The following is a 17,008-nucleotide window of genomic DNA, read 5'->3' as shown; positions in this document are numbered from 1 at the left end:
TTTTCATCCTAAAAATAAAAAACCTCTGACGCCTTCGCGTGCAGAGGTTTTTTTTGCTGTTTTACCGCCGGGAAGGCTTAGCTTTCTGAAGACTCCACGTCTTCTTCTTCCAGCATCAGTTTCCAGCCGGTGACGTCATCCCAGTAACTTTGTTCACGTTCGAAATCCAGCTGAACCAGGTTGTTCTGCGCCAGATAACCGGCAGGGAAGCGCAGCGTCCAGTGATTATCATCCGTCGATAACCGCAGAGATTCCGGCGTCGTGGTGGACTGACGCTGGTTATTGAGCAGTGCCCCGAGGCGCAATAGCTGGATCAGCGGAATATAGTGCTTCTTCTTAAACAAATTCAGGCGCGGCAACTCTTCCAGCTTGATCGCTTTACGATGGAAACGCACCAGCGTTGCCAGCAGCGTTTGCTGTTCCTGATTGAACCCCGGCAAATTGGTGTTTTGCAGAATATAGGAAGAGTGACGATGCATACCGGTGTGGTTGATGCTCAAACCCACCTCATGCAGCATGGCGCTGAATTTCAGCAGTGATTCGAGCTGAGGCTGAACCAGTTTGGTGTTCTGCGCCAGCCACTGGCTGTAAAGCTGCTCGGTGGTTTCCAGTACGCGGCGCGCCTGTTCCCGGTCGATGTTGTAATGCTCGGCCAGGCTTTTCGCGGTACGCGTGCGGATATCCTGATGACGGAAGCGGCCTTCCATTTCATACAGCACACCTTCACGCAGCGCGCCGTCAGAAAGACGCAGTTCTTTGACCGCCAGCGCATCAAACACGCCACGCAGAATGGCCAGCCCCGGCACGAAAACTGACTGACGATCTTCTGACAGCCCCGGAAGATCCAGCGCGTCGAAGTTCTTAAAGTTCAGCACCGCTTCGGTAAGCATTTCCAGACGTTCAGGCGTAATCAAACCGTCCTTTTCGCCCATTTCCACCAGGACTTCATGCGCGGCTTTAATACTGCCGGATGCGCCAAGCGCATACTGCCAGCCTTGCAGACGGTATTGCCATGCCAGCGTTTCCAGTTTTTGTGCGGCGGCGAGCTGGGCGCGTTTAAAATTGCTGCGGCTGATTTCACCGTTGGGGAAAAACATCTGCGCAAAGCTGACGCAGCCCATGCGGCGGCTCTCGGCCAGCAATGGCTCGAAATCCTCACCGATGACCAGTTCCGTGGATCCGCCACCAATATCAACCACCAGTTTGCGGCCTTTTTCCGGCTGCGTATGCTCCACACCCATGAAAATCAGGCGAGCTTCTTCCTGACCGGAAATGATTTCGATCGGGTAGGGGATGACTTCTGCGGCGCGCTTGAGGAATTCCTCAGCATTCACCGCCTGACGCAGAGTGTGCGTCCCGACGATGGTGACGTTGTTATCCGGAAAACCTTGCAGGCGTTCGGCAAACAAAGCCAGGCAATCCAGCCCACGTTGAATGGCTTCTTCACTGAGCACATTTTTACTGTCGAGGCCGTCAGCCAGATGAACGCGTTGTTTCAGGCGACCTAAAACCTGTAATGCGCCGTTAACGACGCGCGCGATCACCATGTGGAAACTGTTCGACCCGAGATCGATCGCCGCAATTTCCTGTGGCTTGGCACTCAATGAGCTGTTTTTAAGGGGCATAGTTATGTAACGCTCCAGGGGGTTCAGGCTTGCTGACTCTGTTGTTCCAGATCTTTCAGATAGTCGTAAATCGCCAGCTGCGCACGGACTTTGCGGCGATTTCCGCGTGGAACATACCGGTTGCTCAGTTCTTTATCAATCACTCTGGCTTTGACTGTGTCATTAAACAGCAACTCCAGAATGTCCAGCACGCGCTGTTTAAGACGCGGATCGAGCAACGCGACGGCCACCTCGATACGGTAATCGATATTACGCGTCATCCAGTCAGCGGAAGACAGGAACACTTTGGCATCGCCGCCGTTTTCAAACACGTAAACGCGATCATGTTCAAGATAACGGTCGATGATACTGGTGACCTGAATGTTTTCGCTAAAACCGGGCAGATTAGGCACCAGTGAACACATCCCGCGGATCAGCAGACGGATTTTCACCCCGACGTTGGATGCCACGTAAAGACGGTCGATCAGCCCTTTATCTACCAGGTTGTTGATTTTCAGCGTAATACCGCCGGTACCGCCGGCCTGAACATTGGCAATTTCCCGGTCGATCAACCGGTAAAGCATGTCCCGCGAGTTTTGTGGCGATACCATCAGATGCTCAAAGGACACCGGACGGTATGGGTTTTCGATAAAGTTGAACACCCGACGGACTTCATTAGTGATTCGCGCATCCGCGGTGAGCAGTGAATAGTCGGTATAAAGGCGTGCCGTTTTCTCGTTAAAATTCCCGGTCCCAATATGAGCATAGCGGACAATTTCGTCACCTTCGCGGCGGGAAATAAGAAAGAGTTTTGCGTGAATTTTCAGGCCCGGCGCAGAGAAAATAACGTGTACACCGGCTTCCGTCAGACGTTTCGCCCAGTGAATATTTGCCTCTTCGTCGAAGCGCGCCTGTAACTCAACCACCACGGTGACTTTCTTGCCGTTGTGCGCCGCGTGGATCATCGATTCAATAATGCGCGAGTCTTTGGCGACGCGGTAAATATTGATTTTGATCGACAGCACGTTCGGGTCGAATGACGCCTGACGCAGCAACTCAAGCACGTGTTCAAACGTGTGGTACGGATAGTACAGCAGCACATCCTGCTCGCGGATCGCTGCAAAACCATTGCGGAATTTATCGAACCAGAGATGCCGCAATCTTGGCAGCGGGCGGTTCACCAGATTGGCTTTACCGACATTAGGGAAACCGATGAAATCTTTGAAATTATGGTATCGGCCACCGGCGATCACGGAATCGTAGTTAGAAATGCCGAGCTTACCGCGCAGCAATTCGACCATCTCATTGGGCATATCGCGCTGATAAACAAACCGCACCGGTTCGGCGGTCAGACGCTGTTTCAGGCTCGATGACATCAGTTCCAGCAGGCTCGATTCCATTTCCGTGACCAGATCGTATTCGGCGTCACGGGTCATTTTCATCGAATAGGCGTTCAGCGCGTCGTAATCGAAGAAGCCTTTGAAAATGTCGTCCAGACAGTAACGCAAAATGTTGTCCAGCAGGATCATTGGCTTACGGCGGCGTGGTGCTTCCGGCGGCAGATTGACGAAACGCGGCACTTTATCGGACGGGATTTCCAGCAGCGCGTAATGGATCTCGTCGCCACGGATAATTTCGACCGCCAGATAGGTGTAATCGTCTTTCAGGAACTGCACCAGATTGGTGTCGTGATTGATAAGGATTGGCGTGATAAATTGGCGCAGATGATGTTTGAAGTACTGTCGCAGCCAGAGCTGTTGATTCTCAGACACCTGACGCTCGTTAATCAGGAAAATCTGATTACGCGCCATTTCCAGCAGCAAATCGTTATAAAGGCTGTCGAATTCCTGATCGATGCGCAGCACCTTCGCCTGAATTTTTTTCAGCAAATGCCGGGAAGCGCCAAGAAATCCCTGCTCCTCACTGATGAGGATGCGTCGTTTTAGGTCGGCAAACCGGACTTTGTAAAATTCATCGAGGTTGTTGGAATAAATGCCTAAAAACCGCATCCGTTCGATCAGGGGATTACTTTTGTCTGCTGCTTCCTGCAAGACGCGTTCATTGAAGGACAGCCAGCTTAGTTCTTTCTCGATATAAAGCTTTTCCTGACCCATTTTCACTCCGTTCGTTTAGCTTGCAACCTGGCCCATACAGGCAAAATTTTGCCTGAAAACACCGCAATTTAGCTCAACATCATCTTCGTGCCGTTCGCTTTTCGAAACCGTCAGCGTAACAGCAAGCCTTTTGTGTGAGGGGCCTAGTGTCTACTAACAATATTGCGAAAGATTGACAGGAAAGTCCAACATAACAGGGAGAGTTTTAGAAGAAGGAATAAAAGAGAGGAAAATAGGGGAAAAGTCTTACGGGTGAAGGACATTCACGCCCTTCACCCGCAGAAAATGAGGCAGGATCCGCTGAATTAAATCAGACTGCGCCTGCGCCAATCACCGCTTCCGGTTTGATCTGCACCGGTTTGGTTTTATATTTCGCCAGGAATTGCGGCTGGAAAATACACATGCGGATGGCGCTGCGATATTCTCCGTTCACAAAGAACTCCTGTTTCAATTCGCCTTCCAGTTCAAACCCTAATTTGCTGTAGATATGGATCGCCTTTTGGTTTTCTTTATCGACGATTAAATACAGTTTATAGAGGTTGAGCACAGAGAAGGCGTAATCCATTGCCAGACGCACCGCGTCTCCGGCGAAACCTTTGCCCTGATGCTGCGGGTCAATGATGATCTGAAATTCCGCGCGGCGGTGGATGTGATTAATTTCCACCAGTTCCACAAGGCCGACAGGTCCGCCCTGGAATTCAATGATAAAGCGGCGTTCGCTTTGGTCATGAATATGCTTGTTATAAAGATCGGTCAGCTCGACAAAGGCCTCATAAGGCTCTTCAAACCAATAACGCATAATGCTGGCGTTATTATCAAGACGATGAACAAACGACAGGTCGTCCTTTTCCAGTGGACGTAATCTGACGCTGTTATTGCTAAACATGGGGTGTTCCTCAAAAAATCAAAAGCCGTTTTACCTGAGGTAACCTTCCTGAAGATGAAATCTGAAACGACTGAGTTTCAGACGAAGGTCGGCGCACAAACGACGTTTAAACGTGCGCCGGGAAGGGGATTATATCGGCTAAACTGTAAACAAGTGTCAAATGACAGGAAATAAAAAACCGGCACTGGGCCGGTTTCTGGTGAAATCATCGCGATCGGGCAGATTAATCCGCCGCGTAACCCTGTTCGGGGAGTGGATTATCATCCAGTAAAACTTGATCGTTTTTCAGAGATAAACGTCCTTCAACGAACCAGCTGACCACCAGCGGATAGATATTGTGCTCCTGCGTTTGCACGCGGGCCACCAGATCGTCTTCGCTGTCATCACTGAATACCGGCACTTTGGCTTGCAAAATAACCGGGCCACCGTCGAGCTGCTCTGTCACGAAATGCACCGACGTACCGTGCTCATCATCCTGATTGTCAATCGCCTGACGGTGAGTGTGTAAACCGGGATATTTCGGCAGCAGGGAAGGGTGGATGTTGATCATGCGCCCGGCGAAACGCTGGACGAAATCCGCGGTAAGAATACGCATATACCCCGCCAGCACCACCAGATCGGGCTGATAAGCCTCGATGGCATCGGCAAGCGCGATATCAAATGCCGCGCGGTCTTCGTAGGCTTTAACATCCAGGGCATGTGCCGGAATGTCTGCCAGTCGCGCGCGCTCCAGACCGTAAGCGGCGGATTTATTACTGAAGACAGCGCTGATCTGCGCGTTAATTCGTCCCTGCTGGCAGGCATCTATCAGAGCCTGGAGATTGCTCCCTTCGCCCGATACCAGAACCACAATCCTTTTCATATCAGTACCTGTCTTCAGTCAGTTGATTTACCTGATTATTCAATGATTACGCGTTCAGCGGAATCAGAGGCTTTAACATAGCCAATTTTCCACGCTTTTTCACCATTGTCATTCAGTAAAGCAATCGCCTGGTCGGCAAGCTCTGCCGGAAGTGCCACGACCATGCCCACGCCACAGTTAAAGGTGCGGTACATTTCATGACGGCTGACGTTACCGGTGGTTTGCAACCAGGTGAAGACGTCCGGCCATTCCCAGCTGGATTCGTTGATAATGACCTGCGTATTGTCCGGCAAAACGCGGGGAATATTTTCCCAGAAGCCGCCACCGGTCAGGTGAACGATGCCGTGAACATCCACGTTTTCGATCAGATTAAGGATCGATTTCACGTAGATTTTGGTCGGTGCAAGCAGGTGATCGGCCAGCGGTTTGCCTGCCAGATCGGTGGTTTCCGGATTGGTGTTGCTGACTTCCAGAATTTTGCGCACCAGAGAATAGCCGTTGGAATGCGGGCCACTGGCGGCAAGACCGATAAGCACGTCGCCGTCAGCCACTTTGCTGCCGTCGATAATTTCTGATTTTTCCACCACGCCGACACAGAAACCTGCGACGTCATAATCTTCGCCGTGATACATGCCCGGCATTTCAGCGGTTTCACCACCGACTAACGCACAGCCCGATTGCTTACAGCCTTCGGCGATCCCGGTGATCACGCTGGCGGCGATATCGACGTCCAGTTTGCCGGTGGCATAATAGTCGAGGAAGAACAGCGGTTCAGCACCCTGAACGATTAAATCGTTGACGCACATCGCGACCAGATCGATACCGATAGTATCGTGGCGTTTCAAATCCATCGCCAGACGCAGCTTGGTGCCAACGCCGTCGGTGCCCGAAACCAGAACGGGTTCACGGTATTTTTGCGGCAGCGCGCAGAGAGCACCAAAACCGCCCAGTCCACCCATCACTTCCGGGCGGCGAGTCTGTTTTACTACACCTTTAATGCGATCTACCAATGCGTTACCGGCATCGATATCTACGCCTGCGTCTTTATAGCTGAGAGAGGTTTTGTCGGTCACTGCGAAGTCCCCACGGCGGTTTGGGTTGGTGGTTGAAGAATAAAGCGGGGCAATTCTAACAGCGCAGGCAAACGTTTGCGAGCGCCTTATTCGATGATGATTTTTAGGCTGTCTATACTCTATCGGGGCTCCTGATGATCCAGATCAGGCTATAAGCTATGGCGTTGAAAAAAAATGGCGTTATAATCTCGCGATTTTTTTTTGCAGCTCAACCACCTTAGGAGAATAAAAAATGAAGATCGTCGAGGTGAAACACCCGCTGGTGAAACACAAGCTGGGCCTGATGCGTGAGAATGACATCAGCACGAAACGTTTTCGCGAACTGGCTTCTGAGGTGGGAAGTCTGCTGACGTATGAAGCGACTGCCGATTTAGAAACTGAAAAAGTGACGATTGAAGGCTGGAATGGCCCGGTCGAAATCGATCAGATCAAAGGTAAGAAAATCACCGTTGTGCCTATCCTGCGTGCCGGTCTGGGCATGATGGAAGGCGTACTGGAGCACGTACCGAGCGCACGCATCAGCGTGGTTGGCGTGTACCGTGATGAAGAAACCCTTAAGCCTGTGCCGTATTTCCAGAAACTGGTTTCTAATATCGAAGAGCGCCTGGCGCTGGTTGTTGACCCGATGCTGGCGACCGGTGGTTCTATGATTGCCACCATCGACCTGCTGAAAAAAGCCGGCTGCCAGAGCATTAAAGTGCTGGTACTGGTGGCTGCACCGGAAGGGATTGCCGCGCTGGAAGCTGCGCACCCTGACGTTGAGTTGTACACCGCCTCGATTGATCAGGGGCTGAATGAAAAAGGCTACATCATCCCGGGACTCGGTGATGCGGGCGATAAGATATTTGGTACGAAATAAGCAGCAAGCAATAAGCCGACTAAGCAGTCGGCTTTTTTTTGAGATTTTTTTACCCGCCATTTTTTACAGAGGATCAATCCATGACCCGTCGTGTCATCGGGGTAAGTGAACGTCCGCCGTTATTGCAGACGATTCCCCTGAGTTTCCAGCATCTTTTTGCCATGTTTGGTGCCACCGTTCTGGTGCCGATTCTGTTCAAAATCAATCCGGCGACGGTGCTGCTGTTCAATGGCATAGGGACTTTGCTGTATCTGTTTGTCTGTAAAGGGAAAATACCGGCTTATCTCGGTTCGAGTTTTGCCTTTATCTCACCGGTGCTGCTACTGCTGCCGATGGGTTATGAAGTGGCGCTCGGCGGGTTCATCGCCTGCGGGCTGTTGTTCTGCCTGGTGGCGCTGATTGTGAAGAAAGCAGGCATTGGCTGGATCAACGTGATGTTCCCTCCGGCGGCGATGGGCGCAATCGTTGCCGTCATCGGTCTGGAGCTGGCTGGTGTGGCGGCGAATATGGCCGGGCTGCTGCCTGCTGATGGCGCGCCGGTGGATTCCACCGCCGTGACCATTTCAGTGGTGACGCTGTCGGTGACCATTTTGGGTTCGGTGTTGTTCCGTGGTTTTCTGGCGATTATCCCGATCCTGATCGGTGTGCTGGTCGGTTACGCGCTCTCCTTCTTTATGGGCGTGGTGGATGTTTCCGCGATTGCCAGTGCGCACTGGTTTGCACTGCCAACCTTCTACACTCCGCGTTTTGAATGGGTGGCGATCCTGACCATCCTGCCGGCGGCGCTGGTGGTGATTGCAGAGCACGTCGGGCATCTGGTCGTGACGGCAAACATCGTCAAAAAAGATTTGCTGCGTGACCCCGGCCTGCACCGTTCAATGCTGGCGAACGGCCTGTCGACGGTGCTGTCTGGTTTCTTCGGTTCCACGCCCAATACCACCTACGGCGAAAATATCGGCGTCATGGCGATCACCAAGGTCTACAGCACCTGGGTGATCGGCGGCGCGGCGATACTGGCGATCCTGCTGTCGTGCATCGGTAAATTAGCGGCAGCCATTCAGGCGGTGCCGGTTCCGGTGATGGGCGGCGTGTCGTTGTTGTTGTACGGCGTGATTGGTGCATCGGGTATCCGCGTACTGATCGAATCAAAGGTCGATTACAACAAAGCGCAGAACCTGATCCTGACAGCGGTGATCCTGATCATCGGCGTCAGCGGGGCTAAGATCCACATCGGCGCGGCGGAGCTGAAAGGCATGGCGCTGGCGACCATTGTCGGCATCTTCCTCAGCCTGCTGTTTAAGGTGATTGAGATCTTCCGTGGCGAAGAAAAGATCATTGATATTGAAGACGAGCGGGAAAATCCGCCTGTCTGATCGCGGTATTTTCACGAAACACCTGACCGGCGGGCGCAGCGCTTCCCGGTCAGGTGCTCGGATCACAAGCGGTTGCACTCGGCAGAGTTCATTTCGTTGCGGATCCTTGCTAGAATTCGGTCGTTCCTTTTTATTGACGAGACAACATCTGCGGTCTTCATACCGCTTTGGTTGAGGTGCTTCTGAATACGCCGGCACAGCTTTCCCTGCCACTTTATCTCCCCGATGATGAAACCTTTGCCAGTTTTTATCCGGGTGAGAATCCCTCTCTGCTATCTGCTATTCAGACCGCATTGCATCAGGAACACGGCACGTATATTTATTTCTGGTCACGCGAAGGCGGCGGCCGCAGCCATCTTCTTCACGCGGCCTGCGCGGAATTATCCCAGCGTGGCGAAGCCGTGGGGTATGTGCCCTTAGATAAACGCGCCTATTTTGTGCCAGAAGTGTTGGACGGCATGGAGCATCTTGCGCTGGTATGCATTGATAACATCGAGGGCATTGCCGGAGATGACGAATGGGAAGCGGCCGTTTTCCATCTCTATAACCGCATTCTTGAAACCGGCCGCACGCGTCTGTTTATTACCGGCGACCGTCCTCCGCGCCAGCTGAACCTCAGCCTGCCGGATCTGGCTTCGCGCCTTGACTGGGGGCAAATCTATAAACTGCAGCCGCTCTCCGATGAAGAAAAACTTCAGGCATTACAGTTGCGCGCAAAACTGCGCGGATTTGAATTGCCGGAAGATGTTGGCCGGTTCCTGCTCAAACGTCTGGATCGGGAAATGCGCACGCTGTTCACAACGCTCGATCAGCTCGATCGCGCATCGATTACTGCTCAGCGGAAACTGACCATCCCGTTCGTGAAGGATATTCTGGGGCTGTAAGCGGAAAGGAGTCCGGGTTCGCATCACGAACCCGAACCGGCGTGCGGGGTTACAAAATCTCTTTGACTTGTTCCGGTGGCCGCCCTAAACGCGCTTTGCCGTTTGCCAGTACAATCGGACGTTCAATCAGCTTTGGATTTTCAGCCATCGCCTGCAACAACTGTGTTTCGCTCAGGCTTTTCTCACTCAGGTTCAGTGTCTTATAAATCTCTTCGCCTTTGCGCATCAGTTCGCGTGCCGAACTAAACCCCAGCTTGTTCAGCAGATCCTGCAAGGTCGCAACGGTCGGTGGCGTCTCCAGATATAAAATCACTTCCGGTTCGATCCCGGCCTCTTCCAGCAATTTCAGCGTTTCGCGGCTCTTTGAGCAGCGCGGGTTGTGGTAGATAGCGACATCTTTTGGCATACACTCTTCCTTAATCATCAAATTCAGCCTTTCTGATACTGGCGGAAACGTCCCTGCAGCTGACGCAACTGGTCGATACGTGCGTCGTAGCGGGCTTGTTCCAGACTGCCTAATTTTTGCAATGCGCTGGCGTTACTCAGCATTTCTATCGCCTGATCTAACCTGCCGATCAGCGCCATGCTTTCAGCGCGGGCGGCCAGTTCCTGCGCGCGCATCCCCTGCGCGGCAGACGCCTGAGACAGTAAATCCCATCCGTTAGGATCGCCCGGATAATTGAATGTATAACGGTTGAGGATCCTGCTGGCATTGGCCGGTTTAGCGCCTTCTAAATAGGCATTCGCCAGATTGAGCTGAAGAACCGGATTGGTGCTGCTGGCGGCCCCTGCGGCTTCGAGACGGGCGATGGCCTGAGGTGCGCGTTTGCTTTCGAGATCGTTATCAGTTGATAAATCCAGCAACCAGTCATTGCCCGGATTTTGCGCCATCAGCGGATCCAGTATTGCCCTTGCCTGATCGTATTTTTTGGCTTTATAAAACTGTAGCGCCTGACCGTATTTTGCGGCGAGTTGTTCGCGCACGTTGCCGTTGCTCAGTTTTTGCAGATAGTCATCGGTCAGCGGGAAGCTTTCAGAACCGTACATACCGAGCATTCGCACTTTCGCCATCAGGTAATTTTGCGAAGACTGCACCACCGTATGCGGCATCTGATTGGCACGGTTACGCACGTCCGCCAGACGGCTGTCGGGCAGGGGGTGCGTCAGCAGCATTTCCGGCGGACGGGTGGAATAACTTGCCTGATCGGCGAGTTTCTGTAAAAACGCCGGCATTGCCTGCGGATCAAACCCGGAGCGCTGTAAAACCTGCAAACCGATACGGTCCGCTTCCTGCTCGTTGCCTTGGGTGAAACTGATCATCCCCTGTTGCGTGCCTGCCAGGGTGCCGGTCAGCGCCGCCATCCCCATTTGCGGGCTGGCCATCGCCAGAAGAATGGAACCCAGCGCCCCTACCCAGGTCAGTGGCGCATTGCGTTGCTGATCTTCCATCGCACGGGCCAGATGGCGCTGGGTGACGTGGGAGATTTCATGCGCCATCACCGATGCCAGCTGGCTTTCGTTGTCAGTATAACGAAACAGCGCGGAGTGAAGCACCACGTTGCCACCGAAGAAAGCGAAGGCGTTGAGCTCGTCGTTATTCACAATAAAGAAATGGAACGGCGTGCGGACTGAATAGGCATGGGCAACCAGGCGCTGCCCGAGTTCATTGATGTACTGATTGAGCAAAGGGTCGTTAATCAGCGGGGTACTGGCGCGCATCTGACGGACGTAGAAATCGCCCATCTGCAATTCCTGATTAATGCTTAACGTTCCGCCCGCCGTGGTGCCAATATCCGGTAACTGATCGCTCACCGAAGGCGCTAAGGGGGATGTCGTCGTTTTGGCGGAAGACGTTGCCGGTGTCGACCAGAATGAACTGTCATCAGCGCCTGCCGGAAAAATTGCGCTACTGAACAGGCTGCCCAGACACAGGGCGATCACGGTTTTTTTCAATCGCATTACCATATACATTTGCTTCCCAATAATTTATCCGCACACCGATGAGCTTTAAGAGCTTTTCTTCCGTGAACTGAAGGGATGAACATTATTTCTGGCGCTATTGTTTGCGCTGAACTTTATAGTAGCTATCCTCGTGAGAGTTTAAAACACTCTGCGGCTACAGTTGTGTGACAACAAATATAAAAGATAGTTACTTGTGTCAGAGTGCGCAGGGAACGAAGAGCGCAACCCTACCAGATACCGGAATTTACAGGAGCATTCTCTGATGTTGGACATGTTATTACAGTGGTATCGCCGCCGGTTTACCGACCCGCAAGCCATTGCGTTGCTGGCAATTTTGGTTGCAGGTTTTTGTATTCTCTACTTTCTCAACGGTATTCTGGCACCGCTGCTGGTGGCGATAGTGCTGGCGTATTTGCTGGAATGGCCAACCGTGCGCCTGCAACATGTCGGGCTTTCACGCACGCTGGCGGTCAGCGTGGTGCTGATTCTGTTCGCCGGTATTCTGATGCTGGGTATTTTTGTTGTTGCGCCGGTGACCTGGCAACAGGGCGTTAATTTGCTGGCGGATTTACCCAGCATGCTTAACCGTTTCTATGATTTTGCCGCTACGCTGCCCCGGCGTTATCCGGCGCTGGTTGATGCCGGTATCATCGACATGATGGCCGAAAATATGCGCAGTAAACTTTCCGGGCTGGGCGAATCGGTCGTGAAGTATTCTGTGGCCTCGCTGGTGGGTTTGCTGACGCTGGCGATTTACCTGATTCTGGTGCCGATGATGGTCTTCTTCCTGCTCAAGGATAAAGAGCAAATGCTGAATGCCGTGCGTCGCGTTCTGCCACGCGATCGCGGGCTGGCGGGGCAGGTCTGGGCAGAAATGAATCAGCAGGTCACCAATTACATTCGCGGCAAAGTGCTTGAGATGATCATCGTGGGTGTCGCCACCTATCTGGTGTTCTGGGTGATGGACTTGCGTTATTCGCTGCTGCTGGCGGTGCTGGTGGGGATCTCGGTGTTAATTCCTTATATCGGCGCCATGCTGGTGACCATCCCGGTGGTGATTGTGGCGATGTTCCAGTGGGGACTGGGTGCCGATTTCTGGACATTGCTCGTTGCCTATCTGGTGGTACAAGGCGTGGACGGAAACGTGATTGTGCCGCTGCTATTCTCGGAAGCCGTGAATCTGCACCCGCTGGTGATTATCCTGTCGGTTGTTGTGTTCGGCGGGTTGTGGGGGTTCTGGGGCGTATTCTTTGCGATCCCGCTGGCGACCCTGGTCAAAGCGGTGGTGCACGTCTGGCCGGATGAACTGCTCAACGAAAGCGTCTGAACCGGCAGGGCGAAATGAAGGAAATAAAAAAAGCGCGTCTGCGCTTTTTTTTATGAACGTGGGTCACCCGTGAGTTATCAGGCGGACTTCTCGTTCAGATAGGCCATCACGATGTCATGATGGTTAGTGGTTTTAAAGTCGTCGAACACTTTCTCGACCTTGCCAGTGCCGTCAAGCAGGAAGCTGATGCGATGAATACCGTCGTAGGTTTTCCCCATAAAGGATTTTTCACCCCAGACGCCAAACTGCTCGCAAACCTGATGATCTTCATCGGACAACAGCGTGAAGTTCAGCAGCTCTTTCTCAGCAAAACGCGACAGTTTTTCAGGTTTATCCGTGCTGATGCCCAGCACTTCCACACCCTCACTTTTCAACTGATCCATGTTATCGCGCAGTCCACAGGCCTGTACGGTACAGCCAGGGGTCATAGCTTTTGGATAAAAATAAACCAGGACTCTCTGTCCCTGGAAGTCGGCCAGATTAATTTGTTCACCGTCTTGGTCGGGTAAACTAAATTGCGGCGCAGGATCACCGGCTTTCAGTGGGCTCATTGTCTTTCTCCGTATCTCTTAGCGATTACTGCAGTTTATTTTCATTCTCAGAATAACTGACGACGTTAATACTGCCTTGCGCATTCAGTTCTGTACATAGCTGATGAAAGGCTTGTTCAATAATTACCGGATCGGTATTAGCAGCACTGTGCGCCGTCATCTGAATGGAAAGCTGGGCGGGCGTTGTGCCCTCAGCAGGACGGGTTTTTGACGCCAGTTCTGCAATGTTCATCTGGTGTGTATCGAATAAATCCGTGAAACGCTCGATCAGGTGCGGGGAGTCTTTCACTTCCACTTTCACCCATACGGTCGCTGGCATCGGCGGGCGTTCCGGCGCGTTGGTGCGCTTCATCACGATCAGCAATTCCAGCTCGGCGCCTTTTTGCGGCAGTGTCGATTCAATCAACGTAATCGCGTTCCAGCTGCCCGAAAGCAGCATGATGAAGGTAAATTCATCACCGAGCATCGCCAGCCGGCTGTCCTCAATATTACAGCCGCAGCTGCTGACCTGGCGGGTGATGGTATTGACGATACCTGAGCGATCGGCACCTAACGCGGTGATAACCAGATAATGTTGTTGTGGCTGCGGCAAAATGGGTCTTCCTGTCGTGCTTGGGAGTATTCCCAAGGTAAACATAAAAAAAACCGCCGGACAAGCGCTTACAACACGTTGTTTGCTTGCTTTTGCAGTGGTGTCAAAAGTACCATGAGTGACCTGTTTGTGGAGGGGAAGGTCAATGTTTACGGGAAGTATTGTTGCACTGGTTACGCCGATGGACGCCAAAGGTGCTGTCGATCGCGCGAGTCTGAAAAAACTGATTGATTATCATGTGTCCAGTGGTACTGCGGCGATCGTTTCCGTTGGCACAACAGGCGAGTCGGCGACGTTAAGTCATGACGAACACGGTGACGTGGTCATGCAAACGCTGGAACTGGCCGATGGACGCATTCCTATTATCGCAGGCACTGGGGCAAACGCCACCGCCGAAGCGATTTCACTGACGCAACGTTTTGAAAAGAGTGGCGTTGTGGGCTGTCTTACAGTCACCCCATATTACAATCGTCCGACTCAGGAAGGTCTGTTTCAGCACTTTAAAGCCATCGCTGAAAACACCTCTCTGCCACAAATTCTCTACAACGTGCCTTCACGTACCGGCTGCGATATGTTGCCGCCGACCATCGCGCGTTTAGCCAAATTAAAGAATATTGTTGCTGTTAAAGAAGCAACAGGGAACTTAAGTCGTGTTAGTCAGATCCAAGTGCTGGTTGATGATGAAGATTTCATTCTGCTGAGCGGCGATGACGCCAGCGGTCTGGACTTTATGCAACTCGGTGGCAAAGGGGTGATTTCTGTGACGGCCAACGTGGCTGCGCGTGAAATGGCTCAACTTTGTGAACTGGCGGCATGTGGCAACTTTGCCGAAGCGCGTCGCCTGAATCAGCGCCTGATGCCGTTGCATCAGAATTTGTTTGTAGAAGCAAACCCAATCCCGGTGAAATGGGCCTGTAAGGCACTGGGGTTGATGGCAACAGATACTCTGCGTCTGCCTATGACGCCGTTAACAGATGCTGCCCGTCCGGTCGTGGAACACGCATTAAAAAGCGCCGGTTTGCTGTAACTCTTAGGAAGATTTGATGGCCTCTTTATTTGACAAGAATAGTTTCCAGATGACCCGATTGCAGAAATCAGCCGTAGCGAAAGTGGTTGGGGTTTCCCTGATCATGCTGTTGGCGGCCTGTTCAAGCGACCAGCGCTACAAGCGCCAGGTGAGCGGCGATGAATCCTATCTGGATGCACCCGCCCTGCATGAGCTGAAAGCCCCTGCCGGGATGATTCTGCCTGTACAGAACGGAACGTACGATGTTCAGGCCGGTGCAATGCAAGGTGCGGTGGGCAAACAGCTCGACATCCGTCCACCGATGCAGCCTCTGGCCTTGCTGAATGGTTCACAAACGCAATTCTCCGGCGACAGCAGTACCGTGTTGCTGGAAAACACTGCTCAGAACCGTGATTTGTGGAACAACGTGGTGAAAGCCGTTCAGCAAAACAATTACACCATCGCTAACCGTGATGATGCTAACCAGACGCTGACCACTGATTTCGTTAACTGGAATCGTGCAGATGAAGACTTCCAGTATCAGGGCCGTTATCAGATCAGCGTGAAACAGCAGAGCTACCAGTTAGCCCTGACCGTGAAAACGCTTGAACTGAAACAGCAGGATAAAGCGGTCACCACATCGGCTGAAATCCAGCGTTATAACAGCCAGATGATGAACTCCATCACCGCAAATCTGGATAAAGTGCAGCAGGATACGCAAGCCCGTCTCGATAATCGTCGCGTTGGCGAGATCGACGTGCAAAGCGGCGCAGACGATACCGGCCTGCCGGTGCTGATCGTGCGTACCAGCTATGGCGTGGTGTGGGATCGCTTGCCGAATGCCCTGGCGAAAGCCGGCATGAAAGTGACCGACAGCAGCCGTCCGCAGGGCACAATATCCGTCACCTACAAACCGTTGAATGACGATGCGTGGCAGACATTGGGTGCGAAAGATCCGGGTCTGTCATCCGGTGATTACAAACTTCAGGTTGGCGACCTCGACAACCGCAGTAGCTTGCAGTTCCTTGATCCAAAAGGACATGCTCTCAGCCAGTCGCAGAACGACGCGATGGTGGCGGTCATGCAGGCCGCATTTAGCCAGAGCAGTGCAAAATAATACCAAGGGGCTTCGGCCCCTTTTTACATCTGTTTTTTCCACTGGAGTAAGTAAAGATGCAAAAGTTAGCTGAGTTGTATCGCGGCAAGGCGAAAACCGTCTACACCACAGAAAACCCGGACCTGCTGGTGCTGGAATTCCGCAACGATACGTCAGCACTGGATGGTCAGCGTATTGAGCAGTTCGACCGTAAAGGCATGGTTAACAACAAATTTAACCATTTCATCATGGCTAAGCTGGAAGAAGCCGGTATTCCTACACAAATGGAACGCCTGCTGTCTGACAACGAAGTGCTGGTGAAAAAACTGGATATGGTCCCGGTTGAATGCGTTATCCGTAACCGTGCTGCAGGATCGCTGGTAAAACGTCTGGGCATTGAAGAAGGTCTGGTACTCAATCCACCGTTGTTCGATCTGTTCCTGAAAAACGATGCGATGCATGATCCGATGATCAATGAGTCTTACTGCAAAACCTTCGGTTGGGTGAACGAAGAGCATCTGGCACGGATGAAAGAGCTGAGCTACAAAGCCAACGACGTGCTGACCAAACTGTTTGATGATGCCGGTCTGATTCTGGTCGATTTCAAACTCGAGTTCGGTTTGTTCAACGGTGAAGTCGTACTGGGTGATGAATTCTCGCCAGATGGCAGCCGCCTGTGGGATAAAGAAACCCTGAACAAGATGGATAAAGATCGCTACCGCCAGAGTCTGGGTGGCCTGATCGAAGCCTACGAAGAAGTTGCTCGCCGCATCGGTGTGAAACTGGACTGATCGTCAGTCAGTTTTCAGCCCTGACGCG

General features: G+C 52.4%; 16 protein-coding genes. 7 read left to right on the top strand and 9 right to left on the bottom strand.

From position 1 onward, the window contains the following. Nucleotides 1-77 precede the first annotated feature (77 nt). The 5 genes from ppx to purM form a co-directional block, all read right to left on the bottom strand. Nucleotides 78-1,625 carry an exopolyphosphatase gene (gene ppx / locus ED901_RS11510; protein WP_122095973.1) on the bottom strand — a complete coding sequence of 516 codons (1,548 nt, stop codon included), beginning with the start codon at nucleotides 1,623-1,625 and terminating at the stop codon, nucleotides 78-80. Nucleotides 1,626-1,648: 23 nt separating this feature from the next. Beyond that, nucleotides 1,649-3,718, bottom strand: a complete 2,070-nt coding sequence (gene ppk1, locus ED901_RS11505; protein ID WP_122095972.1) for a polyphosphate kinase 1 — start codon at nucleotides 3,716-3,718, stop codon at nucleotides 1,649-1,651. 310 nt (nucleotides 3,719-4,028) lie between these two features. Then, nucleotides 4,029-4,604 carry a spermidine N1-acetyltransferase gene (gene speG, locus ED901_RS11500; RefSeq protein WP_056771309.1) on the bottom strand — a complete coding sequence of 192 codons (576 nt, stop codon included), beginning with the start codon at nucleotides 4,602-4,604 and terminating at the stop codon, nucleotides 4,029-4,031. Between the two features lie 223 nt (nucleotides 4,605-4,827). Further along, nucleotides 4,828-5,466 carry a phosphoribosylglycinamide formyltransferase gene (purN, locus tag ED901_RS11495; protein ID WP_122095971.1) on the bottom strand — a complete coding sequence of 213 codons (639 nt, stop codon included), beginning with the start codon at nucleotides 5,464-5,466 and terminating at the stop codon, nucleotides 4,828-4,830. 35 nt (nucleotides 5,467-5,501) lie between these two features. Then, a complete protein-coding gene (gene purM, locus ED901_RS11490; protein ID WP_056771315.1) occupies nucleotides 5,502-6,539 on the bottom strand; it encodes a phosphoribosylformylglycinamidine cyclo-ligase in 1,038 nt (345 codons plus the stop codon). 232 nt (nucleotides 6,540-6,771) lie between these two features. On the opposite strand from purM, the gene upp reads away from it, so the two are divergent. From upp to hda, 3 genes are all read left to right on the top strand, one after another. Further along, on the top strand, nucleotides 6,772-7,398 hold the full coding sequence (gene upp / locus ED901_RS11485) for a uracil phosphoribosyltransferase (RefSeq protein ID WP_056771320.1): 627 nt from the start codon (nucleotides 6,772-6,774) through the stop codon (nucleotides 7,396-7,398). A gap of 80 nt (nucleotides 7,399-7,478) precedes the next feature. Next, nucleotides 7,479-8,771, top strand: coding sequence for a uracil permease (uraA, locus tag ED901_RS11480; protein WP_056771322.1), 1,293 nt, complete (start codon nucleotides 7,479-7,481; stop codon nucleotides 8,769-8,771). Between the two features lie 176 nt (nucleotides 8,772-8,947). After that, nucleotides 8,948-9,655, top strand: a complete 708-nt coding sequence (gene hda / locus ED901_RS11475) for a DnaA inactivator Hda (RefSeq protein WP_122096119.1) — start codon at nucleotides 8,948-8,950, stop codon at nucleotides 9,653-9,655. Nucleotides 9,656-9,704: 49 nt separating this feature from the next. On the opposite strand, the gene arsC is transcribed toward hda, so the two are convergent. Next, complete coding sequence (gene arsC, locus ED901_RS11470; RefSeq protein WP_122095970.1) at nucleotides 9,705-10,061, bottom strand: arsenate reductase (glutaredoxin); 357 nt, start codon at nucleotides 10,059-10,061, stop codon at nucleotides 9,705-9,707. A 23-nt stretch (nucleotides 10,062-10,084) separates the two neighbouring features. After that, complete coding sequence (locus ED901_RS11465; protein ID WP_205965089.1) at nucleotides 10,085-11,620, bottom strand: M48 family metallopeptidase; 1,536 nt, start codon at nucleotides 11,618-11,620, stop codon at nucleotides 10,085-10,087. Nucleotides 11,621-11,879: 259 nt separating this feature from the next. Between ED901_RS11465 and ED901_RS11460 the strand changes: the two genes are divergently transcribed. Next, on the top strand, nucleotides 11,880-12,944 hold the full coding sequence (locus tag ED901_RS11460) for an AI-2E family transporter (RefSeq protein ID WP_056771333.1): 1,065 nt from the start codon (nucleotides 11,880-11,882) through the stop codon (nucleotides 12,942-12,944). A 77-nt stretch (nucleotides 12,945-13,021) separates the two neighbouring features. On the opposite strand, the gene bcp is transcribed toward ED901_RS11460, so the two are convergent. Together bcp and ED901_RS11450 are read right to left on the bottom strand one after the other, a co-directional pair. Then, nucleotides 13,022-13,495 (bottom strand): thioredoxin-dependent thiol peroxidase, encoded by a 474-nt coding sequence (bcp, locus tag ED901_RS11455; RefSeq protein ID WP_056771336.1) that lies wholly within the window; start codon nucleotides 13,493-13,495, stop codon nucleotides 13,022-13,024. Between the two features lie 25 nt (nucleotides 13,496-13,520). Next, nucleotides 13,521-14,087: a glycine cleavage system transcriptional repressor gene (locus ED901_RS11450; RefSeq protein WP_056771339.1), complete on the bottom strand. Its 567-nt coding sequence runs from the start codon at nucleotides 14,085-14,087 to the stop codon at nucleotides 13,521-13,523. Between the two features lie 145 nt (nucleotides 14,088-14,232). Here ED901_RS11450 and dapA point away from each other — a divergent pair, with 145 nt between their 5' ends. The 3 genes from dapA to purC are packed head-to-tail and all read left to right on the top strand — an operon-like array spanning nucleotide 14,233 to nucleotide 16,980. Next, nucleotides 14,233-15,114: a 4-hydroxy-tetrahydrodipicolinate synthase gene (gene dapA / locus ED901_RS11445; RefSeq protein ID WP_056771342.1), complete on the top strand. Its 882-nt coding sequence runs from the start codon at nucleotides 14,233-14,235 to the stop codon at nucleotides 15,112-15,114. A gap of 16 nt (nucleotides 15,115-15,130) precedes the next feature. Further along, on the top strand, nucleotides 15,131-16,210 hold the full coding sequence (bamC, locus tag ED901_RS11440) for an outer membrane protein assembly factor BamC (protein ID WP_056771343.1): 1,080 nt from the start codon (nucleotides 15,131-15,133) through the stop codon (nucleotides 16,208-16,210). Between the two features lie 56 nt (nucleotides 16,211-16,266). After that, nucleotides 16,267-16,980 (top strand): phosphoribosylaminoimidazolesuccinocarboxamide synthase, encoded by a 714-nt coding sequence (purC, locus tag ED901_RS11435; protein ID WP_056771346.1) that lies wholly within the window; start codon nucleotides 16,267-16,269, stop codon nucleotides 16,978-16,980. Nucleotides 16,981-17,008 lie beyond the last annotated feature (28 nt).

It is taken from the genome of Rahnella sp. Larv3_ips, assembly GCF_003697865.1.
In the GTDB taxonomy this organism is placed as follows: Bacteria; Pseudomonadota; Gammaproteobacteria; order Enterobacterales; family Enterobacteriaceae; genus Rahnella; species Rahnella rivi.
This window is presented reverse-complemented; position numbering and strand designations above follow the sequence as displayed.

Coding starts and splice junctions, on each gene's coding strand:
- ppx (WP_122095973.1), bottom strand. CDS start 1,625: ATGCCCCTTAAAAACAGCTCATTGAGTGCCAAGCCACAGGAAATTGCG.
- ppk1 (WP_122095972.1), bottom strand. CDS start 3,718: ATGGGTCAGGAAAAGCTTTATATCGAGAAAGAACTAAGCTGGCTGTCC.
- speG (WP_056771309.1), bottom strand. CDS start 4,604: ATGTTTAGCAATAACAGCGTCAGATTACGTCCACTGGAAAAGGACGAC.
- purN (WP_122095971.1), bottom strand. CDS start 5,466: ATGAAAAGGATTGTGGTTCTGGTATCGGGCGAAGGGAGCAATCTCCAG.
- upp (WP_056771320.1), top strand. CDS start 6,772: ATGAAGATCGTCGAGGTGAAACACCCGCTGGTGAAACACAAGCTGGGC.
- uraA (WP_056771322.1), top strand. CDS start 7,479: ATGACCCGTCGTGTCATCGGGGTAAGTGAACGTCCGCCGTTATTGCAG.
- arsC (WP_122095970.1), bottom strand. CDS start 10,061: ATGCCAAAAGATGTCGCTATCTACCACAACCCGCGCTGCTCAAAGAGC.
- ED901_RS11465 (WP_205965089.1), bottom strand. CDS start 11,620: ATGGTAATGCGATTGAAAAAAACCGTGATCGCCCTGTGTCTGGGCAGC.
- ED901_RS11460 (WP_056771333.1), top strand. CDS start 11,880: ATGTTGGACATGTTATTACAGTGGTATCGCCGCCGGTTTACCGACCCG.
- bcp (WP_056771336.1), bottom strand. CDS start 13,495: ATGAGCCCACTGAAAGCCGGTGATCCTGCGCCGCAATTTAGTTTACCC.
- dapA (WP_056771342.1), top strand. CDS start 14,233: ATGTTTACGGGAAGTATTGTTGCACTGGTTACGCCGATGGACGCCAAA.
- bamC (WP_056771343.1), top strand. CDS start 15,131: ATGGCCTCTTTATTTGACAAGAATAGTTTCCAGATGACCCGATTGCAG.
- purC (WP_056771346.1), top strand. CDS start 16,267: ATGCAAAAGTTAGCTGAGTTGTATCGCGGCAAGGCGAAAACCGTCTAC.